General features: G+C 62.7%; 14 protein-coding genes and 1 other RNA gene. 8 read left to right on the top strand and 7 right to left on the bottom strand.

Annotated features, from left to right (window positions below; translation table 11 throughout):
• Positions 1-100: 100 nt before the first annotated feature.
• On the bottom strand, positions 101-1,450 hold the full coding sequence (locus APH36_RS17600; RefSeq protein ID WP_003254327.1) for an NCS2 family permease: 1,350 nt from the start codon (positions 1,448-1,450) through the stop codon (positions 101-103).
• A 281-nt stretch (positions 1,451-1,731) separates the two neighbouring features.
• Here APH36_RS17600 and APH36_RS17605 point away from each other — a divergent pair, with 281 nt between their 5' ends.
• A complete protein-coding gene (locus tag APH36_RS17605; protein WP_060499641.1) occupies positions 1,732-2,487 on the top strand; it encodes a GntR family transcriptional regulator in 756 nt (251 codons plus the stop codon).
• A 252-nt stretch (positions 2,488-2,739) separates the two neighbouring features.
• Positions 2,740-3,438, top strand: a complete 699-nt coding sequence (gene aqpZ / locus APH36_RS17610) for an aquaporin Z (RefSeq protein ID WP_060499642.1) — start codon at positions 2,740-2,742, stop codon at positions 3,436-3,438.
• Here the strand turns inward: aqpZ and guaD are convergent.
• The 4 genes from guaD to xdhA form a co-directional block, all read right to left on the bottom strand.
• Positions 3,435-4,739 carry a guanine deaminase gene (guaD, locus tag APH36_RS17615; RefSeq protein WP_060499643.1) on the bottom strand — a complete coding sequence of 435 codons (1,305 nt, stop codon included), beginning with the start codon at positions 4,737-4,739 and terminating at the stop codon, positions 3,435-3,437. The two genes, aqpZ and guaD, sit on opposite strands and share 4 nt — an antisense overlap.
• 10 nt (positions 4,740-4,749) lie before the next feature.
• Positions 4,750-5,595 carry a xanthine dehydrogenase accessory protein XdhC gene (gene xdhC, locus APH36_RS17620; RefSeq protein WP_060499644.1) on the bottom strand — a complete coding sequence of 282 codons (846 nt, stop codon included), beginning with the start codon at positions 5,593-5,595 and terminating at the stop codon, positions 4,750-4,752.
• A gap of 145 nt (positions 5,596-5,740) precedes the next feature.
• Complete coding sequence (gene xdhB, locus APH36_RS17625; RefSeq protein WP_060499645.1) at positions 5,741-8,140, bottom strand: xanthine dehydrogenase molybdopterin binding subunit; 2,400 nt, start codon at positions 8,138-8,140, stop codon at positions 5,741-5,743.
• Complete coding sequence (gene xdhA / locus APH36_RS17630) at positions 8,133-9,587, bottom strand: xanthine dehydrogenase small subunit (protein WP_060499646.1); 1,455 nt, start codon at positions 9,585-9,587, stop codon at positions 8,133-8,135. Before xdhA ends, xdhB begins: the two co-directional genes overlap by 8 nt.
• 268 nt (positions 9,588-9,855) lie before the next feature.
• Between xdhA and APH36_RS17635 the strand changes: the two genes are divergently transcribed.
• The 5 genes from APH36_RS17635 (at position 9,856) to ffs (ending at position 17,793) form a co-directional block, all read left to right on the top strand.
• A complete protein-coding gene (locus tag APH36_RS17635) occupies positions 9,856-10,515 on the top strand; it encodes a GntR family transcriptional regulator (RefSeq protein WP_060499647.1) in 660 nt (219 codons plus the stop codon).
• A 3-nt stretch (positions 10,516-10,518) separates the two neighbouring features.
• Positions 10,519-14,007: a chromosome segregation protein SMC gene (gene smc, locus APH36_RS17640; protein ID WP_060499648.1), complete on the top strand. Its 3,489-nt coding sequence runs from the start codon at positions 10,519-10,521 to the stop codon at positions 14,005-14,007.
• Positions 14,008-14,211: 204 nt separating this feature from the next.
• Positions 14,212-15,099, top strand: coding sequence for a cell division protein ZipA (gene zipA, locus APH36_RS17645; protein WP_060499649.1), 888 nt, complete (start codon positions 14,212-14,214; stop codon positions 15,097-15,099).
• An 89-nt stretch (positions 15,100-15,188) separates the two neighbouring features.
• Positions 15,189-17,519 (top strand): NAD-dependent DNA ligase LigA, encoded by a 2,331-nt coding sequence (gene ligA / locus APH36_RS17650; RefSeq protein WP_060499662.1) that lies wholly within the window; start codon positions 15,189-15,191, stop codon positions 17,517-17,519.
• Positions 17,520-17,696: 177 nt separating this feature from the next.
• Positions 17,697-17,793, top strand: an RNA gene (gene ffs / locus APH36_RS17655) — signal recognition particle sRNA small type.
• Positions 17,794-17,821: 28 nt separating this feature from the next.
• Here ffs and APH36_RS17660 read toward each other — a convergent pair.
• Positions 17,822-18,241: a helix-turn-helix domain-containing protein gene (locus APH36_RS17660; protein WP_060499650.1), complete on the bottom strand. Its 420-nt coding sequence runs from the start codon at positions 18,239-18,241 to the stop codon at positions 17,822-17,824.
• 82 nt (positions 18,242-18,323) lie between these two features.
• Between APH36_RS17660 and APH36_RS17665 the strand changes: the two genes are divergently transcribed.
• Positions 18,324-18,812, top strand: a complete 489-nt coding sequence (locus APH36_RS17665) for a DUF2938 domain-containing protein (RefSeq protein WP_060499651.1) — start codon at positions 18,324-18,326, stop codon at positions 18,810-18,812.
• Between the two features lie 439 nt (positions 18,813-19,251).
• Here APH36_RS17665 and APH36_RS17670 read toward each other — a convergent pair whose 3' ends face one another.
• Positions 19,252-20,016 carry an ABC transporter substrate-binding protein gene (locus APH36_RS17670; RefSeq protein WP_082426413.1) on the bottom strand — a complete coding sequence of 255 codons (765 nt, stop codon included), beginning with the start codon at positions 20,014-20,016 and terminating at the stop codon, positions 19,252-19,254.
• Positions 20,017-20,135 lie beyond the last annotated feature (119 nt).

Raw genomic sequence — 20,135 nt, forward strand, 5'->3', positions numbered from 1 at the left:
TTGGCAGCCGGCTGCGCTTCGAGTGCCTTGTCCGCGTAATAATCGGTGCAAACTGAGTTTTGGCAATGGGCGCCAAAGCACCCATTGCGCAGGCTAGGCTTCAGAGGAAGACGAACTTCGCAATGAAGATTGCGCATAGGACCCACAGGCTGGCCGAGATTTCCTTGTATTTGCCAGTACCTGCCTTCAGTGCCACATAGCTGATGAAGCCCAGGGCAATACCATCCGCTACCGAGAAGGTCAGCGGCATCATGATCACCGTGACAATCGCCGGAATGCTGTCGGTGGCTTCATCCCAGTGAATGTGCGCCATGCTGCCCATCATCAGCATCGCCACATAGATCAGCGCACCGGCCGTTGCGTAGGCGGGGATCATCCCGGCCAGTGGGGCGAAGAACATCGCGGCGATGAACAGCAGGCCGACCACCACCGCAGTCAGGCCAGTACGGCCGCCCGCCGCCACACCCGCAGCACTTTCCACATAGCTGGTGACCGGCGGTACTCCCACCACCGCACCGAACACGCTCGAAGCGCTGTCAGCCTTCAACGCCTTCGACAGGTTTTCGATACGCCCGTCCGGCGCAACCAGGTTGGCCCGCTGCGCCACCCCCATCAGCGTGCCGGCGGTGTCGAACATGTGCACGAACAGGAACGCCAGCACCACGCTGATCATGCTGACGTTGAACACGCCCGCCACGTCCATGGCCATCCAGGTCGGTGCCAGGCTTGGCGGCATCGACATCACCCCGCCGAACTTGACCAGGCCCAGGCCCCAACCCGCCAGGGTGACACCAATAATGCTGATCAGGATCGCACCAAACACCCGCTTGTAGCTGAGGATGGCAATCAGCAGGAAGCACACGGCTGCCAGCAGCGGCCCAGGTTCATGCAGCGAACCCAGCTTGATCAGCGTGGCGGGGCTGTCGACGATGATGCCTGCCGTCTTCAGGCCGATCAGCCCGAGAAACAATCCGACGCCGGCCCCCATGGCATGGCGCAGGCTGACCGGAATGCTGTTCAGCAGCCACTCGCGCACTTTCGACAAGGTCAGGAACATGAACAGCACGCCCGAGACGAACACCGCCCCCAGCGCCGTTTCCCAGTTGTAGCCCATGGTGCCAACCACGGTGTAGGTGAAGAAGGCGTTAAGCCCCATGCCCGGCGCCAGGCCCACTGGCCAGTTGGCGTACAGGCCCATCAGCAGGCAGCCCAGCGCGGCGGCGATGCAGGTGGCGACGAAGGCGGCACCATGGTCGATGCCGGCGTCAGCCATGATGTTGGGGTTGACGAAGATGATGTAGGCCATGGTGATGAAGGTGGTCACCCCGGCGATCATTTCGGTTTTGACGGTGCTGCCGTGTTGCTTGAGTTTGAAAATCCGCTCCAGCCAGCTCGTTTCGAGCGGTGGGGCAAGATCCAGCGTAGGGGCTTCGGATTTGCGGCTTTCCACAGCGAGTACTCCTCAAGTCTTTCTTGTTGTTATGGAGCCATTCCTGAGCGATGCACTTGGCGGCCCCGTGAGGGAAGGCAGACGTCTGACCGTTTTGTTGACTTAAGGGTCAAGAAGTTGCTCGGTGGATTATGCTTTTGTGTACAAAGAATGCAAATAATGTTTTATGTTTTGTGCGCGCAATGCGTCGTACAACGGCTATATAGGTAAAACGCCCCCTGCGGAATCGCCTCAGCCTGTGTACAATGGCGCCATACTTTCTCTTCGTGCCTCGAGAGCCCATGAACGAACAGCTGCAACCTCTGAAAAAACCTGCACGTGTCGGCAAGGCCGGCCGCAGTGGTACCCAGGACGATATCGTCTACGCGCATATTTTCGAGGCCATCCTTGAGCAGCGCCTGGCGCCGGGCACCAAGTTGAGCGAGGAAGCGCTGGGCGAAATCTTTGGCGTCAGCCGCACCATCATTCGCCGCGCGCTGTCGCGCCTGGCCCACGAAAGCGTGGTGCTGCTGCGGCCAAACCGCGGTGCGGTAGTGGCCAGCCCGACGGTGGAAGAAGCGCGCCAGGTGTTCTTCTCGCGGCGCATGGTGGAGCGGGCCATTACCGAGCTGGCCGTGCAGCACGCCACCCTGGACCAGCTCAACGAGCTGCGGCAGATGGTGCGTGAAGAGCGCGACAGTTTCTCGCGCGGTGACCGGGGCGCCGGCATTCGTCTTTCCGGCGAGTTCCACCTCAAGCTGGCCGAGGCGGCGGGCAATGCGCCGCTGGTAAGCTTCCAGCGCAGCCTGGTGTCGCAGACTTCGCTGATCATTGCCCAGTACGAAAGTGGTAACCGCTCGCACTGCTCGTATGACGAGCACATGCAGCTGATCGATGCCATCGAGGCGCGCGATGCCGAACAGGCCGTGAGCCTGATGATGCACCACATGGACCACATCGACAGCAAGCTGAACCTGGACGAGGAAAGTGCCTCGGACGACCTGCATGCGGTGTTCTCGCACCTGTTGAAGAAGCCCAAGGCTTCGGCCAAGGGTTGATCGTTTGCCTGGGTAGGCACACCTCTTTCAGGTACATGCAATCCTGTGGGAGCGGGCGTGCCCGCGAAGGAGGCGACGCGGTGGATGGCACGGGCTTCGTCCGTGTTCGCGGGCACGCCCGCTCCCACAGGGACCTTGCACACACTCATTAGTGGCCATTGACCAAAGGTCTGCTAAATTCTTGTGAGCAAACCTTCATCAAGCAGTTGGGCTTGCGCATTCGTTGCGTTCAACTTCTTGAGGAATGGAGTCATGAGCATGTCCCTCGGCAAACGGATGGGGGCCGAACTGGTCGGCACCTTCTGGCTGGTCCTCGGCGGCTGTGGCAGTGCGGTACTCGCAGCCAGTTCCCCTGTCGGTATCGGCGTTCTCGGTGTTGCTTTCGCCTTCGGCCTTACTGTGTTGACCATGGCGTTTGCCATCGGTCATATCTCCGGTTGTCACCTCAACCCTGCCGTCTCGTTCGGGTTGGTGGTGGGTGGGCGTTTCCCGGCCAAGGAGCTGCTGCCCTACGTCATCGCACAAGTGATCGGCGCCATTCTGGCCGCAGGCGTGATCTATCTCATCGCCAGCGGCAAGGCCGGTTTCGAGCTTTCTGCAGGGCTGGCTTCGAACGGTTACGCCGACCACTCGCCCGGCGGCTACACGCTGGGGGCGGGCTTTATCAGTGAAGTGGTGATGACCGCCATGTTTTTGGTGGTGATCATGGGGGCGACCGACTCCCGGGCAACGGCAGGGTTCGCACCGATTGCCATCGGCCTGGCCCTCACCCTGATCCACCTGATTTCCATTCCCGTGACGAACACCTCGGTCAACCCCGCGCGTAGCACGGGGCCGGCCTTGTTCGTCGGCGGTTGGGCCCTGCAACAGCTGTGGCTGTTCTGGGTGGCGCCGCTGATCGGGGCTGCAATCGGCGGCGCGCTGTACCGGGGCCTGGCGAAAGAACCTTAGCGCTGGTGTACACACCGCCCGGCCGCGTAGGTTTCGCGCACGGTGCGGTCGTCGCCCAGGGTGGTGAGCACGAACAGGGTCTCTTCGATGCTGTTGGACTGCTGAATACGGTAGTCCAGCAGCGGCGTTGCCTTGTAGTCCAGCACCACGAAGTCGGCATCGTTGCCCGGGCGCAGGCTGCCGATGCGGTCGTCCAGGCGCAGCGCACGGGCGCCGCCGAGGGTGGCCAGGTACAGTGACTTGTACGGGTGCAGACGCGCGCCTTGCAGCTGCATCACCTTGTACGCTTCGTTCAGGGTGTTGAGCAGCGAGAAGCTGGTACCAGCGCCCACGTCGGTACCTAGGCCCACGTTGACCTTGAAGCGCTCAGCCTGGGGCAGGTTGAACAGACCGCTGCCCAGGAACAGGTTGGAGGTGGGGCAGAAAGCCACGGCCGAGCCGGTTTCGGCCAGGCGCTGGCATTCGTCGTCGCACAGGTGCACGCCGTGGGCGAACACCGAGCGCTCGCCCAGCAGCTCGAAGTGGTCGTAGACGTCCAGGTAACCCTTCTGCTCGGGGAACAGCGATTTGACCCAGTCGATTTCCTTAAGGTTTTCCGACAGGTGCGTGTGCATGTAAACGCCCGGGTGTTCTTTGAGCAACTGGCCGGCCAGGGTCAGCTGTTCCGGTGTGCTGGTTGGGGCGAAACGTGGGGTGACGGCGTAATGCAGGCGGCCCTTGCCATGCCAGCGCTCGATCAGCGCCTTGCTCTCGGTATAGCCGGATTCGGCAGTGTCGGTCAGATAGTCCGGCGCGTTGCGGTCCATCATCACCTTGCCGGCGATCAGGCGCAGGTCCAGGCGCTCGGCCTCTTCGAACAGGGCGTTGACCGATTCCGGGTGCACGCTGCCGAATACCAGCGCGGTGGTGGTGCCGTTGCGCAGCAGCTCTTTGAGGAAGATCTTCGCTACCTGGTCGGCGTGCGCTTTGTCGGCGAACTGCTTTTCGCAGGGAAAGGTGTAGGTGTTCAGCCAGTCCAGCAGTTGCTCGCCGTAAGAGCCGATCATGCCGGTTTGCGGGAAATGGATATGGGTGTCGATGAAACCCGGGGTGATCAGCGCGTCCTGGTAGTGCTCTACCGGGATGCCGGCGTCCAGGGTTGGCAGCAGCTCGCTGGCATGGCCGATGGCGCTTATGCGGCCATCGTCGACCACCAGCAGGCCATCTTCGAAGTACTCATGGGAAGCCTCCAGGCCCACCTCGGCCGGGTCGGCGATGCTGTGCAGGATGGCGGCACGGTAGGCTTTGCGGGTAACGGTCATAACACACTCGTCAAATGGCTTGGCTGCGCCGGGAGGGCGGCAGCAACTGGGCAATGGGGCCGGCATTGGCGGCAGCATCGTGCTGGCCGAAGCAGGCGTTGTAGGTGGCGATGATTTCACCGGCGATGGACACGGCAATCTCGATGGGCAGCTTGCCCTTCACGTCAGGCAGGCCCATCGGGCAGCGCATGCGTGCCAGCACGGCATCGTCGTAGCCGCGTTCGCGCAGGCGATGCTCGAACTTGACCCGCTTGGTCTTCGAGCCGATCAGGCCGAACCAGGTGAAGTCGTTGCGCTTGAGAATGGCGGCGGTCAGTTCCAGGTCGAGCTGGTGGTTGTGGGTCATGACAATGCAGTAGCAGCCTGGCGGCAGGTCTGCGACTTCGTCGACCGGTTCTTCACTGACGACCTTGGTCACCCCGTTGGGGATGAATTCGGGGAATTCCTGTTCGCGCGAGTCGATCCAGCGCACCCGGCAGGGTAGCGCGGCGAGCAAGGGTACCAGAGCACGGCCGACATGGCCCGCGCCGAACACGGCGATGTGCGCCTGCACGGCGGCCATGGGCTCGAACAGCAGCACGGTAGCGCCGCCGCAGCACTGGCCCAGGCTGGCGCCGAGGCTGAAGCGCTCCAGGTGTGGGGTAGTGCGCTGCTCTTCGAGCATCTGCCGGGCGATGTGCAGGGCCTTGTATTCCAGGTGGCCGCCACCGATGGTGTCGAACAGGCCATTGGCGCTGACGACCATTTTCGAGCCGGCGTTACGCGGGGTGGAGCCGCGTTCTTCGATGATGGTCACCAGTACGCAGGCTTCCCCACGGGACTGGTGGTCGGCGAGGGCGTTGATCCATTGGTGCATGATGCAACCTCTCTATGTTGCGCCGCAGACTCTGTGGGAGCGGGGGTGTCGAGGCGTCGAACCGCCGCGAACACCGGCAGAGCCGGTGCCATTCACGGTGTTGCCTTCTTCGCGGGCGCGCCCGCTCCCACAGGGTTCCTCGCTGTCAGTGGGTGACGGTTTCCAGTTCTTGTTCGGCAGTCTGTTGCTGAGCCACCGCCTTGCGCATCTGCTCACAGCCCCACAGCACCCGCTCTGGTGTCGCCGGTGCGTCGATGCTCGGCTGTACCCGGTAATCGGCAAGGCTCGCCACGGCATCCTTGATCGCACACCAGGCGGCGATGCCGAGCATGAACGGCGGCTCGCCCACGGCCTTGGAATGGAACACGGTGTCTTCGGGGTTCTTGCGGTTTTCCACCAGCTTCACCCGCAGGTCCAGCGGCATGTCAGCCACCGCCGGGATCTTGTAGCTGGCCGGGCCATTGGTCATCAGCTTGCCCTTGGCGTTCCACACCAGTTCTTCGGTGGTCAGCCAGCCCATGCCCTGGATGAAACCGCCTTCCACCTGGCCGATGTCGATGGCCGGGTTCAGCGAGTCGCCCACGTCGTGCAGGATATCGGCGCGCAGCATCTTGTATTCGCCGGTCAGGGTATCGACGATCACTTCCACGCAGGCGGCGCCGAAAGCGAAGTAGTAGAACGGCCGGCCGCGCGCCTGGCTGCGGTCGTAGAAGATCTTCGGCGTGCGGTAGAAACCGGTGCTGGACAGCGACACCTGGGCGAAGTACGCCTGTTGCACCAGATGCTCGAAGCTGACGATCTGGTCGCGTACACGCACATGGCCATTGCGGAACTCGACGTCTTCCTCGGTCACGTTGTAATGCCGCGCCGCGAACTCGGTCAGGCGCTTCTTGAGGATTTCGGCAGCGTTCTGCGCCGCCTTGCCGTTCAGGTCGGCGCCACTGGAGGCTGCGGTCGGCGAGGTGTTGGGCACCTTGTCGGTGTTGGTGGCGGTAATCTGGATGCGGCTGAAATCGACCTGGAAGATCTGCGCCACCACCTGCGCTACCTTGGTGTTCAGGCCTTGGCCCATCTCGGTGCCACCGTGGTTCAGGTGAATGCTGCCGTCGGTATAGATGTGGATCAGTGCACCGGCCTGGTTGAGGAAGGTCGCGGTGAACGAGATGCCGAACTTGACTGGCGTCAGTGCCAGGCCTTTCTTCAACACTGGGCTGTTGGCGTTGAAGCGGCGGATCGACTCGCGTCGCTCGGCGTAGTCGCTGCTGGCTTCCAGGTCGGCGGTCATCTCATCGAGCATGTTGTGCTCGACGGTCTGGTAGTAGTGGGTGACGTTGCGCTCGGTTTTGCCGTAGTAGTTGGCCTTGCGCACCGCCAGTGGGTCGCGGCCCAGGTGACGGGCGATGTGGTCCATCACCTGTTCGATGGCAACCATGCCCTGCGGGCCGCCAAAGCCGCGGTAGGCGGTGTTGGAGGCAGTGTTGGTCTTGCAGCGGTGACCATGCACGGTGGCATCGCCCAGGTAGTAGGCGTTGTCGGAGTGGAACATGGCGCGGTCGACGATCGAACCGGACAGGTCGGGGGAGTAACCGCAGTTGCCGGCCAGGTCGAAGTTGATGCCGTGCAGGCGACCGTTGTCGTCAAAGCCCACGTCATATTCCACATAGAACGGGTGGCGCTTGCCGGTCATGGTCATGTCTTCGACACGCGGCAGGCGCATCTTGGTGGGCTGGCCGGTCAGGCGGGCCACCACGGCACACAGGCACGCCGGGCTGGCAGCCTGGGTTTCCTTGCCGCCAAAACCGCCACCCATGCGGCGCATGTCCAGCACCACCTTGTTCATCGGCACGTCGAGCACTTCGGCCACCAGCTTCTGCACTTCGGTGGGGTTTTGCGTGGAGCAGTAGACGATCATGCCGCCATCTTCGGTGGGCATCACCGAGGAAATCTGCGTTTCCAGGTAGAAGTGTTCCTGGCCGCCGATGTGCAGGGTGCCCTGAATGCGGTGCGGGGCGCTGGCCAGCGCGGCAGCGGAATCGCCGCGTTGGTGGGTGTGGCTGTCGAGCACGAAGTGCTTCTTGCGCAGTGCATCGACCACGTCCAGCACCGGCTCCAGGTCTTCATATTCGACGATGGCGGCCATGGCTGCACGGCGCGCGGTTTCCAGGTCGCGGGCTGCGACGGCGAGCACTGGCTGGCCGAAGAACTCGACCTTGTCGATGGCCAACAGCGGGTCGCCGGCCACCACCGGGCCGATGTCTTTCAGGCCGGGGATGTCTTCGTGGGTGATGGCGATGCGCACGCCTTCGAAGGCATAGCACGGCGTAGTGTCGATACGCAGGATACGCGCATGGGCACGGTCGGCGGTGCGTGCATAGACGTGCAACTGGTTGGGGAATTCCAGGCGGTCGTCGATGTACAGCGCCTCGCCGGACACATGCTTGTCGGCGCTGTCGTGCTTGACGCTGCGGCCGACCCCGGTGGTCAGGTCCTGGCTGAACAGCTCGGCCATCTCGGCCTGGCTTTTGGCTACGTGATGGTTAGACATAAGCGGTCACCCGGGTTTCGATGTACGGCGTTTGCTGTTCGATGAAGTACTTGCGCAGCAGGTTCTGTGCGGTCAGCAGGCGGTATTCCTTGCTGGCGCGGAAGTCGCTGAGCGGGGTGAAGTCCTCGGCCAAGGCCTGGCAGGCGCGCTCGATGGCAGCCTGGTCCCACGGCTTGCCACGCAGCGCCGCTTCGCAGGCACGGGCGCGTTTGGGGATGGCGGCCATGCCGCCGAAGGCGATGCGCACACCGCTGACCACGCCGTCTTCGATGCTCAGGTTGAACGCCCCGCACACGGCGGAGATGTCATCGTCCAGGCGTTTGGACACCTTATAGGCGCGGAACGCCCAGTCGCGGGTGGCACGCGGCACGATGATCTTCTCGATGAACTCGCTGTCCTGGCGGGCGGTAATGCGGTAATCGATGAAGTAGTCTTCCAGTGGCATTACCCGCTGACGCTCGCCTTGGCGCAGCACGACCTGCGCGTCCAGGGCGATCAGCAGGGGTGGCGAGTCGCCGATCGGCGAGGCGTTGCCGATGTTGCCTCCAAGGGTGCCCTGATTGCGGATCTGCAGCGAGGCAAACCGGTGCAGCAAGGCACCGAAGTCCGGGTACTCCTCGTTCAGCGCGCCGTAGCAGTCGGTGAGCGGGGTGGCAGCGCCGATTTCCAGGTGGCTGGCGGTTTTCTCGATGCGCTTGAGCTCGGCCACGTGGCCGACGTAGATCATCACCGGCAATGTCTTGTGGAACTGAGTCACTTCAAGCGCCAGGTCGGTACCGCCGGCCAGCAGGCGGGCTTCGGGGTGCGAGCTGTAAAGGTCGGCCAGATCGGCCACGGTCAGCGGCACCAGGCAGCGTTTGTCGCCGCTGTTCAGTTCGCCGGTCTGGGTCGGCGTAATGGCCTTGAGGCGGCTGATGGTTTGCGCCTGCTGGGCATCGAACTGGTCGCGGCAGGGCTGGCGGCAGCTCTGTTCGGCGGCGTCGAGGATCGGGCGGTAGCCGGTGCAACGGCACAGGTTGCCGGCCAGGGCTTCCTGGGCCTGGTGCAGGTCGGGGCCGCTGCTGTTCTTTTGCAGGGCGAACAGCGACATCACGAAACCGGGGGTGCAGAAGCCGCATTGCGAACCATGGCAATCGGCCATGGCTTGCTGCACGCTGTGCAGCTGGCCCTTATGCTTGAGGCCTTCAACGCTGATCAATTGCTTGCCGTGCAGCGACGAGACAAACGTCAGGCACGCGTTGAGGCTGCGATAACGCAGGCTGTCGTTGCCCAGGTCGTCCTGGGTCAGTTCGCCGACCACCACGGTGCAGGCGCCGCAGTCACCACTGGCGCAGCCCTCCTTGGTGCCGGGTTTGCCCAAGTGCTCGCGCAGGTACTGCAGCACCGTCATGTTCGGGTCCAGGGCGTGCTCGCTGCGCAACTCCTGGTTGACGAGAAACTGGATCACGGGGATGGCCTCGCAATGGTTTTATTGTTGTTGGGCGGACTCTAAGCAAGACCTGTCTAGCAGGTCAATATTTTTCTGACTCAAAGGTCAAGAAATTGCTCATGTCTACGCCCGGCCGAACACATTGCCTATGGAACAAGCATAGATCGCGCCGGGCGCGCGGCTGTCTGGCAGGTCAAATAAACCGCCTGGCCCCTCTGCGCGATTACCGCCCAAGTACGCTACAATCCGCCCCTTGTGCCCAGTTCAATGATTTTGAAGGAAAACCATGACGTTCAAGGCCCCGGACAGCCTCTCCGAGCAGATTGCCGATTACCTGGCCGAACGCATCATCCGCGGCGAGCTGGCGCCAGGCGAGCGTATCCAGGAGCAGAAGGTTACCCAGGCGCTCAATGTCAGCCGTGGCTCGGTGCGCGAAGCGCTGCTGATCCTCGAGCGCCGCCACCTGGTGGCGATTTTGCCGCGCCGAGGTGCCCATGTAACCGAGCTGGACGAGCGCAGCGTGCGCAGCCTGTGTTCGTTGATGGGCGAGTTTTACATCCTGCTGGGCAACGCGGTTGCGCAAAAATGGCGCACCGAAGCCGACCTGCGCCCGTTTCTGGAGATTCAGCAGCGCCTGCAGCGTGCCCATGACCAGCTCGACATCAAGGCCTTCGTCGCCGACAGCTTTGCGGTCATGCGCGCGGCTTATCCGTTCGCCGACAACCCGTTCCTGCAGAAAACCGTGGAAAACCTCCAGCCCGCCATGAGCCGTGCCTACTACCTGTCGCTGGACCAGCGCCAGGCCAACATGATCGACTACCTCGACTTGTTCGCCCGCCTGCTCGAAGCCGTGGTCGCCCGCGACCTGCCGAGCATTCGCGAGGTGCTCACCGCCTACGGCCAGCGCAGCTGCGAACTGGTGCTGGCGGCGCTGGCCCGAGGCTGACCGATGCGCCTGAAGTGCATTCGCCTGGCCGGGTTCAAGTCGTTCGTCGACCCGACCACGGTCAACTTCCCCAGCAACATGGCGGCGGTGGTCGGCCCCAACGGCTGCGGCAAGTCCAACATCATCGACGCAGTGCGCTGGGTGATGGGCGAAAGTTCGGCGAAGAACCTGCGTGGCGAGTCGATGACCGACGTCATCTTCAACGGCTCCAGTGGCCGCAAACCGGTCAGCCAGGCCAGCATCGAACTGGTGTTCGACAACAGCGAAACCACCCTGGTCGGCGAGTACGCCGCCTACGCCGAGATTTCGATCCGCCGCAAGGTCACCCGCGACGGGCAGAACAGCTATTACCTCAACGGCACCAAGTGCCGCCGGCGCGACATTACCGATATCTTTCTGGGTACTGGCTTGGGGCCGCGCAGCTACTCGATCATCGAGCAGGGCATGATCTCCAAGCTGATCGAGGCCAAGCCTGAGGAACTGCGCAACTTTATCGAGGAAGCCGCCGGCATTTCCAAGTACAAGGAACGCCGCCGCGAAACCGAAAGCCGCATCCGCCGCACCCAGGAAAACCTGGCCCGGCTGACCGACCTGCGCGAAGAGCTGGAACGCCAGCTGGAGCGCCTGCACCGCCAGGCACAGGCGGCTGAGAAGTACCGTGAGTACAAGGCCCAGGAACGGCAGATGAAGGCACGCCTGTCGGCCTTGCGCTGGCGTGACCTGGATGAGCGGGTGCGCCAGCGTGAGTCGGTGATTGGCGACCAGGACGTGTCCCATGAGGCGCTGGTGGCCGAGCAGCGTAATGCCGATGCCAGCATCGAGCGCTTGCGCGACGGCCATCACGAACTGTCCGAGCGCTTCAATCAGGTGCAGGGCCGCTTCTATTCGGTGGCCGGTGATATTGCCCGGGTCGAGCAGAGCATCCAGCATGGCCAGCAGCGCCTGCGCCAGCTGCAGGACGACTTCAAGGAGGCCGAGCGCACGCGCCTGGAAACCGAGTCGCACCTGGGCCACGACCGCACCTTGCTGGCCACCCTTGGCGAAGAGCTGGCCATGCTCGAACCCGAGCAGGAGTCGACCTTGGCCGCTGCCGAAGAAGCCGCCGCCACGCTGGAAGAAGCCGAGTTGGGCATGCACGGCTGGCAGGAGCAGTGGGACAGCTTCAACAGCCGCTCCGCCGAGCCGCGCCGTCAGGCCGAGGTACAGCAGGCGCGCCTGCAGCAGCTGGAAGCCAGCCTGGAGCGTCTGGCCGAACGCCAGCGCAAGCTGGGCGAGGAGCGTGAGCAACTGGGTAGCGACCCGCAGGATGCCGCCATGCTCGAACTGGCTGAGCAGTTGGCCAGCAGCGAAATGCTGCTGGAAGAACTGCAACTGTCCGAAGAGCAGGTGGTCGAGCGACTGGAAGGCGTGCGCGAGCAGCTGCAACAGGCCACCCAGGCACAACAACAGGCGCAAGGTGACCTGCAGCGCCTGGGCGGCCGTTTGGCTTCGCTGGAGGCTTTGCAGCAGGCCGCGCTGGAGCCGGGTGCAGGTGCTGCTGACTGGCTGCAAGGCCAAGGCCTGGAGCAGCAGCCGCGCCTTGCAGAAGGCCTGCGGGTGGAGCCGGGTTGGGAGCTGGCTGTGGAGACGGTGCTTGGCGCCGACCTGCAAGCCGTTCTGGTGGACGACTTCGGCAGGCTCGATTTTGCCGGCCTGGAGCAGGGCGAGTTGCGCTTGCTTCTGGCCAGCGCTGACAACGCATCCTTGCCCGACAGCCTGCTGGAAAAAGTTGAAGGCCCTATCGACCTGGCGCCTTGGCTTGGCCAGGTCAAACCGGTAGAAAATCTGGCCGAGGCGCTGGCCCGGCGGGCGTCCCTTGCTGAAGGGCAAAGCCTGGTCAGTCGTGACGGTTATTGGGTTGGCCGGCATTTCCTGCGGGTTCGTCGTGGTGGTGAGGCCGAAGGCGGGGTTTTGGCACGCGGCCAGGAAATCGAACGGTTAGGTCAAGAGCAGCTGGAGCAGGCGGCGGCGCTGGAGCAACTGGAACAGCAGCTGCAAACCCTGCGCGAGCAGCAGCTGGACCTGGAAGAGCAGCGCGAACAACTGCGCCGCCGCAGCCAGGAAGAAAACCGCCTGCATGGCGAACTGAATGCCAGCCTGTCTGCCAGCCGTGCCCGTGCCGAACAGGTCGAGCTGCGGCGTCGACGTCTGCAGGAGGAGTTGGCTGAGCTGGAAGAGCAGCGTGCCCTGGAACATGAGCAACTGGGCGAATCACGCCTGCTGCTGCAAGAAGCCCTGGAGCTGATGGCCCAGGACACCGAGCAGCGCGAGCAGTTGATGGCGCGCCGCGACACGCTGCGTGAAAGCCTCGATCGGGTGCGCCAGGAAGCCCGTCAGCACAAGGACCACGCCCACCAGCTGGCCGTGCGCCTGGGCTCGCTGCGTGCCCAGTACGACTCCACCCGTCAGGCTCTGGAACGCCTGGAGCAGCAGGCCGCGCGCCTGACCGAGCGCCAGGAGCAACTGAGCCTGAACCTGGAGGAGGGCGAGGCCCCGCAGGAAGAGCTGCGCCTCAAGCTTGAGGAACTGCTGGAGCGGCGCATGAGCGTCGACGAGGAAATGCGCAAGGCCCGCCTGCACATGGACGAAGCCGACCGCGAACTGCGCGATGCCGAAAAACGCCGCACCCAGGCCGAGCAGCAAGCGCTGGTGTTGCGTGGCCAACTGGAACAGTTGCGCCTTGAGTGCCAAGGTTTGGATGTGCGGCGCAAAACCTTGCAGGAGCAGCTGCTGGCCGATGGCTATGACCTGCAAGGCGTGCTCGCCACCCTTGAGGCCGAGGCCAGCGAGCAGGGTACCGAGCAGGAGCTGGAGCAGCTTGAAGCACGCATCCAGCGCTTGGGTGCGATCAACCTGGCGGCCATCGAAGAATACGAGCAGCAGTCCGAGCGCAAGCGCTACCTGGACGCGCAAGACGCTGACCTGGTCGAAGCCCTGGAGACCCTGGAAAACGTCATCCGCAAGATCGACAAGGAAACCCGTAACCGCTTCAAGGATACCTTTGATCAGATAAATGCCGGATTACAGGCACTTTTCCCAAAAGTTTTCGGGGGCGGCAGCGCTTATCTGGAACTGACGGGTGAAGATCTACTCGATACAGGGGTGACGATCATGGCACGGCCACCGGGCAAGAAGAACAGCACCATCCATCTGCTGTCCGGCGGCGAGAAAGCACTGACCGCTTTGGCGCTGGTGTTTGCCATTTTCAAGTTGAACCCCGCACCGTTCTGCATGCTCGACGAAGTCGACGCGCCGCTGGACGATGCCAACGTCGGGCGCTACGCCCGTCTGGTCAAGGAAATGAGTGAAAGCGTGCAGTTCATCTACATCACCCATAACAAGATTGCCATGGAGATGGCGGATCAATTGATGGGGGTGACCATGCATGAGCCCGGTTGTTCACGTCTTGTTGCAGTTGATGTGGAGGCGGCCATGGCCATGGTCGATGCGTGATACGCGACGATGGGGCACATTCTGTAGCGAAATGCCCCCGCCATGTGCGACAGACGGTGTAAAGTTGTCTTTGGTCGTGCTAGCTTAATGTCACTCGTTTTTTGCGTGGGTAAAACGCCTGTCAGAACATAGAGTTGGCGCCACGTGTTAAAGGGCTTTGAACCCTTTGTTTTCAAGCATATTTTTATAGAGGCACGGGATTACATGGAAATCGGTCTGCGCGAGTGGCTGATCGTCATCGGCATCATTGTCATTGCCGGGATTCTTTTCGACGGCTGGCGCCGCATGCGCGGCGGAAAAGGCAAGTTGAAATTCCGTCTGGATCGCAGTTACTCCAACCTGCCGGACGAAGAGGGCGGCAGTGCTGAAGTGCTCGGCCCGTCGCGGGTGCTGGATACCCACAAGGAGCCTGAGCTGGACGAAAGCGACCTGCCGTCGCTCAGCGCTTCTGCGCGAGATCGCGAGCGCGAGCCCAAGCCGGTCAAGGCCGGCAAGCGCGGCAAGCGTGCGGCCGCCGACCTGCAGCAGGGCGACCTGAACCTCAGTGCCGAGCCGCGTGAGCCGGATCTGTTCGCCGAAAGCGACGACGACTTTGCCGCCGACAACACCCGCAATAGCGGTGCGGCGCCTGCCAGCAGCAGCGTGAAGGAGCTGCCGCCGGCCGAGGAAGTGCTGGTCATCAGCGTGATCTCCCGCGACGAGGGCGGCTTCAAGGGCCCGGCACTGCTGCAGAACATTCTGGAAAGCGGCCTGCGCTTCGGCGAAATGGACATCTTCCACCGCCACGAGAGCATGGCCGGCCACGGTGAAGTGCTGTTCTCCATGGCCAACGCGGTCAAGCCTGGCGTGTTCGACCTGGACGACATCGACCACTTCAGCACCCGTGCCGTCAGCTTCTTCCTCGGCTTGCCGGGCCCGCGTCATCCGAAGCAAGCCTTCGACGTGATGGTGGCTGCGGCACGCAAGCTGGCCCACGAACTGAACGGTGAGCTCAAGGACGACCAGCGCAGCGTGCTGACCGCCCAGACGATTGAGCACTACCGTCAGCGTATCGTCGAGTTCGAGCGCCGCGCGCTGACCCAGAAGCGCTGATGTGCCCAAGTGGGCAGACCTCTGTCCACCCTGTTTCAAGCGCAAGAGCAGCCAAGGGCTGCTCTTTTGCTATGCAAGAGAACCTGAAAATGACCGCCGAAACCCGTATCCACGAACTGCGTGCCGAGCTCGACCAGCACAACTACCGCTACTACGTGCTCGATGAGCCCAGCGTGCCTGATGCCGAATACGACCGCCTGTTCAATGAGCTCAAGGCGCTTGAGGCTGAACACCCGCACCTGGTAACCCCCGACTCGCCCACCCAGCGCGTCGGCGGCGCTGCCTTGGCCGCGTTTAGCCAGGTGCGCCATGAAGTCCCTATGCTCAGCCTGGGTAACGCCTTCGAAGAAACCGACCTGCGTGAGTTCGGCCGCCGCGTTGTAGAAGGCCTCGATCAGCCCGGCGCGGTCGACTACAGCTGTGAACCCAAGCTCGACGGCCTGGCCGTGAGCCTGCTGTACCGCGATGGCCAGCTGGTGCAGGGCGCTACCCGTGGTGATGGCACCACCGGCGAAGACATCAGCGCCAACGTGCGCACGGTGCGCAACATCCCGCTCAAGCTGCAGGGTGAGGGCTGGCCGTCGGTGCTGGAGGTGCGCGGCGAGGTGTACATGAGCAAGGCCGGTTTCGACCGGCTCAATGCCGCCCAGGCCGAAGCCGGTGGCAAGACGTTCGCCAACCCGCGCAACGCCGCCGCCGGTAGCCTGCGCCAGCTGGATTCGAAAATCACCGCCAGCCGCCCGCTGGAGTTCTGCTGCTATGGCGTTGGTCAGGTGTCTGAAAGCATTGGCGACAGCCATATCGGCATCCTTGAGCAGCTTAAAGCCTGGGGGATGCCGATCAGTCGCGAGCTCAAGCATGCGGCAGGCATCGAAGAATGCCTGGCCTACTACCGCGATATCGGCGAGCGACGTAACAGCCTGCCGTATGAAATCGATGGTGTCGTGTTCAAGGTCAACAGCCTGGCCGCCCAGCGCGAGTTGGGCTTCCGTGCGCGTGAGCCACGCTGGGCGATTGCCCACAAGTTCCCGGCCATGGAAGAGCTGACCGAGGTGCTGGACGTCGAATTCCAGGTTGGTCGCACGGGGGCGGTAACGCCTGTAGCGCGCCTGAAGCCGGTCAAGGTTGCGGGTGTGACCGTGTCCAACGCCACCTTGCACAACATGGACGAAATCGCCCGCCTGGGCCTGCGCATCGGTGACACGGTAATCATCCGCCGTGCCGGTGACGTGATCCCGCAGGTGATGCAGGTGGTGCTGGAGCGTCGCCCGGAAGATGCCCGCCCGGTCGAAGTGCCGAGTGCGTGCCCGGTGTGTGGCTCGCAGGTCGAGCGTACGCAACTGGTCAAACGCAGCAAGGGCAAAGAAACCACCAGCGAAGGCGCGGTGTACCGCTGCGTTGGCCGCCTGGCCTGTGGTGCCCAGCTCAAGCAGGCGATCATTCACTACGTGTCGCGCCGTGCCATGGACATTGATGGCCTGGGCGAGAAGAGTGTCGAGCAACTGGTGGACGAAGGCCTGATCGGCTCGCCGGCAGACCTGTACAAGCTGGAATTCGACCAGATCGTTGGCCTGGAAGGTTTCGCCGAAGTGTCCAGCAAGAAGCTGCTGGATGCCATCGAGGCCAGCAAGCGCCCGGCCTTGGCGCGCTTCATCTACGCCTTGGGCATTCCGGATGTAGGCGAAGAGACTGCCAAGGTGCTGGCCCGCTCGCTGGGCAGCCTGGCGCGCGTGCAGCAGGCATTGCCGCAGGTGCTCACCTACCTGCCGGACATCGGCCTGGAGGTTGCCTACGAGATCCACAACTTCTTTGAAGACGAGCACAACCAGAAGGTGATTGAGCAGCTTCTGGCCAGCGGCATGCAACTTCAGGACGAAGGCGAACTGGCTGCCGAATTCGCCGCCAGTACCACCCTCGCCGGCATGATTGCCAAGCTCGACATTGCCTCGGTCGGCCCGACCGGTGCCGAAAAGCTGGTGGCCAAGCTCGACACTCTGGACAAGATCATCGCCGCCGACGGCATCGACCTGCGCCAGGCCCTTGCGGCCAAGCAGGCGGATGCCGTGCGTGAGTTCTTCAAGGATGAAGCGAACCAGAAGCTGGCGCGGGACATCGAAGCGCAGTTGCTGGCGTTCGGCATGCACTGGACCAGCGAGAAGAAAGTGGCCGAAGGTTTGCCGCTGGCAGGCCAGACCTGGGTGCTCACCGGCACCCTGGAGCGCATGAGCCGCGACATCGCCAAGGACAAGCTGGAAAGCCTGGGGGCCAAGGTGGCAGGTTCGGTGTCTGGCAAGACCCATTGCGTGGTGGCCGGGCCAGGGGCGGGGTCCAAGCTGGCCAAGGCTGCCGAGCTGGGTGTGAAGGTGTTGGACGAAGATGCCTTCGTCACCTTCCTGGCCGGGCAGGGGATCACGGTTTAAAGACCGGTGCGAGTTTCTTGTGGGGGCGGGTTTACCCGCGAAGAGGCCGGGCCTGCCGCCCACTCCCGTCAAGTCATTGAGAAATGATGACTTTTTCTCCCGCTAGAGGTTGTATCTGCCCCCAAGACCGGTACAATGGCGCCACTCGCTGCTCAGCGAGGCATGTAGTGGTGGCCCCATCGGTCCCCCCGCATTGATTACCCGTTAACCTGGTCAGGCCCGGAAGGGAGCAGCCATAGCGGGAACATCGAGTGCCGGGGTGTGGCTGGTGGGGCCGCCTCCATTTTCGGGGTCAGAAAGCCTTAAGCTGCGGCGAACGCCTTCTTACTTGCCTGCTTATCGCTCAGTTCCCCTGCCGCAGACAGCTTCATCAGCCTTTGGAATTTCGGGCATGCCAAATGATCCTCTTCCGGGCATTGTGCTGCGTGCCGCAAGCCCTTGCTCATCGCCTGTAATCGCTTGATTCGCGCATCCAGCTCGTCCGCCTTGGCCATCAGCATCTGCCGGTTCACTTGCAGGTCCACCAGCATCACGCCCACTTCATCTAGCGAAAACCCCGCAGCCTGCCCCAGCGCGATCAGCGCCAGCTTGTCCGCCACATCAGCTGCAAACTGCCGCCGCTGGCCGCGCCCGGCGAGTGACTTGAGCAAACCTTTCTTCTCGTAGTAACGCAGTGTCGAGGCGGGTACGCCTGTGCGTTTGGCGACGTCGGCAATGTCCATTGAAGGCCCTTGACTTGAAGTTGACTTCAACTTCTATGCTGCGCGTCATGGTGATGACCGTCAATCTTCGAGGGCTTGTTCTATGACGATTACTGCGATGTTTTCTGCTGCCTTGCCGATTGGCATTGGTGCCACGGTGGTCATGGACCTGTGGGGGCTACTGCTGCGGCGCTTGGGTGTTGCCACGCTGAATTTCGCCATGGTCGGGCGTTGGGCGGGGCATTTGCTGAACGGTCGTGTACTGCATCAGGCGATTGCCAAAGCCGAACCCGTGCGAAATGAGTTGGCGTGGGGATGGGTGATCCATTACGCCATCGGTGTGCTGTTCGCAATGCTGCTGGTTGTGATCGTAGGGGAGGGCTGGTTGCTGTCGCCTACTTTGTTACCGGCAGCAGTTGTTGGCGTGGGTACGGTCGTGGCACCGTTGTGCCTCATGCAGCCGGCGATGGGCGCGGGGTTCTTTGCGTCCAAGACGCCGAAGCCTTCGCGTAACTGCCTGAAGAGCTTGGCTACGCATTTTGTGTTTGGCGTGGGGTTGTACTTGAGTGCAGGTTTGCTGGCTTTGGTGTGATGGCAGGGAGCTCGATCAGAGTGAGCGCACAATCAGCTACTGCCTGGGGGCAGGCGGATGCTGTCGCGTTGGCAGTTGAGCGGCGGTGAGGTTATAGGTGCTGAGCGTTGGCATGTGATTGCGTGATGGCTGCGGGGTGTTTGGCTTGGGTTGTTTGGCGCCTGTGAGATCGAGCGCCGCCCGCGCGGCGCATCTCGAGCTGCGCTCGCTCCTACGTTTGTTCCCAGCCAGTAACGCCTGTGGCATGCGCGCGCGACCGCCTGGTTTGTACGACATGATATCGCGCCATGCGCCAAGGCGTTGGCGCGCAAATCCCATAGGAAAAATTGGCCCGAAACGAACGTAGGAGCGAGCGCAGCTCGAGATGCGCCGCGTGGGCGGCGCTCGGTCTCACAGGCAATAAAAAGCCATCGGCATACACCCGTCAGCCCTCCCCAGATCAAGGTTGAGCCACTGAATCCCCTGAAAGCCCTGCTCCCCCATACCGCTGCACAATCCGCTCGATCTCCCCCGACTGCTTCATCCTCACCAGCGCCCGCAGCAGCCCTTGGGTCGGTAACCCCGGATCGCTACGCACCATGCACCCCAGATCCTGTTCCTCCAGCACCGCCAGCACCTGCAACTGCTGATCAGCCGGCAACCCTTGGTTAAACCACTGCAACGACAGCTGGTTACTGACCGCATGCCGATAGCGCCCAGCCTGTAACTTCTGCAGCACCAGCAATTGGCTGCGGCTGTCTTCACGGCGCAACTGGCCCTGATCCAGCAGCGGTTGCAGGGTCGAGTAGGTGTAGCCCAGCACCGTGCCAATAGCTTGGGGCGGCAGTTGTTCCGGGGGCATGGGGCTGCTGTCGCCCACACGGCCTACCAGTACGTCACGCTGGTGTATCAGCGGGATACTCCAGACAAAATCCCCGGGGCGGTCATTGAACCACTGGGTGCTGACATAGCAGCGTACATCGATATCGCCGTTGTTCATGGCCTCCTGCAGGCGAAGGCGGGCCATGACGTGATACTGGGGGCGTACGCCCACTTCCCTGGCCAGCGCTTGTATCAGGTCATACACCAGGCCTTCCACCGGCTGGTCGCCTTCGATGCGGACCAGCGGCATGCTCCAGCTCTCTGCAACGGAGAAGCGCAGCACGGGCTGTTCAGCCAGGCTGTGCATGGGCCAGAGCAGCAGTAGGGCCAGCAAACTTCGCAAAGGCGTATCCTCCCTGAACAACGCACCTGCCTCAAAGCTTAGACGATTCGCGTAGGGTGCAATTTTGCCCCCGCTCCGCTAGCATTAGCGCTCTTCCGCTCTATCAGGCTACGATGGTT

The organism is Pseudomonas sp. NBRC 111133 (assembly GCF_001320605.1).
GTDB classification, from domain to species: Bacteria; Pseudomonadota; Gammaproteobacteria; order Pseudomonadales; family Pseudomonadaceae; genus Aquipseudomonas; species Aquipseudomonas monteilii.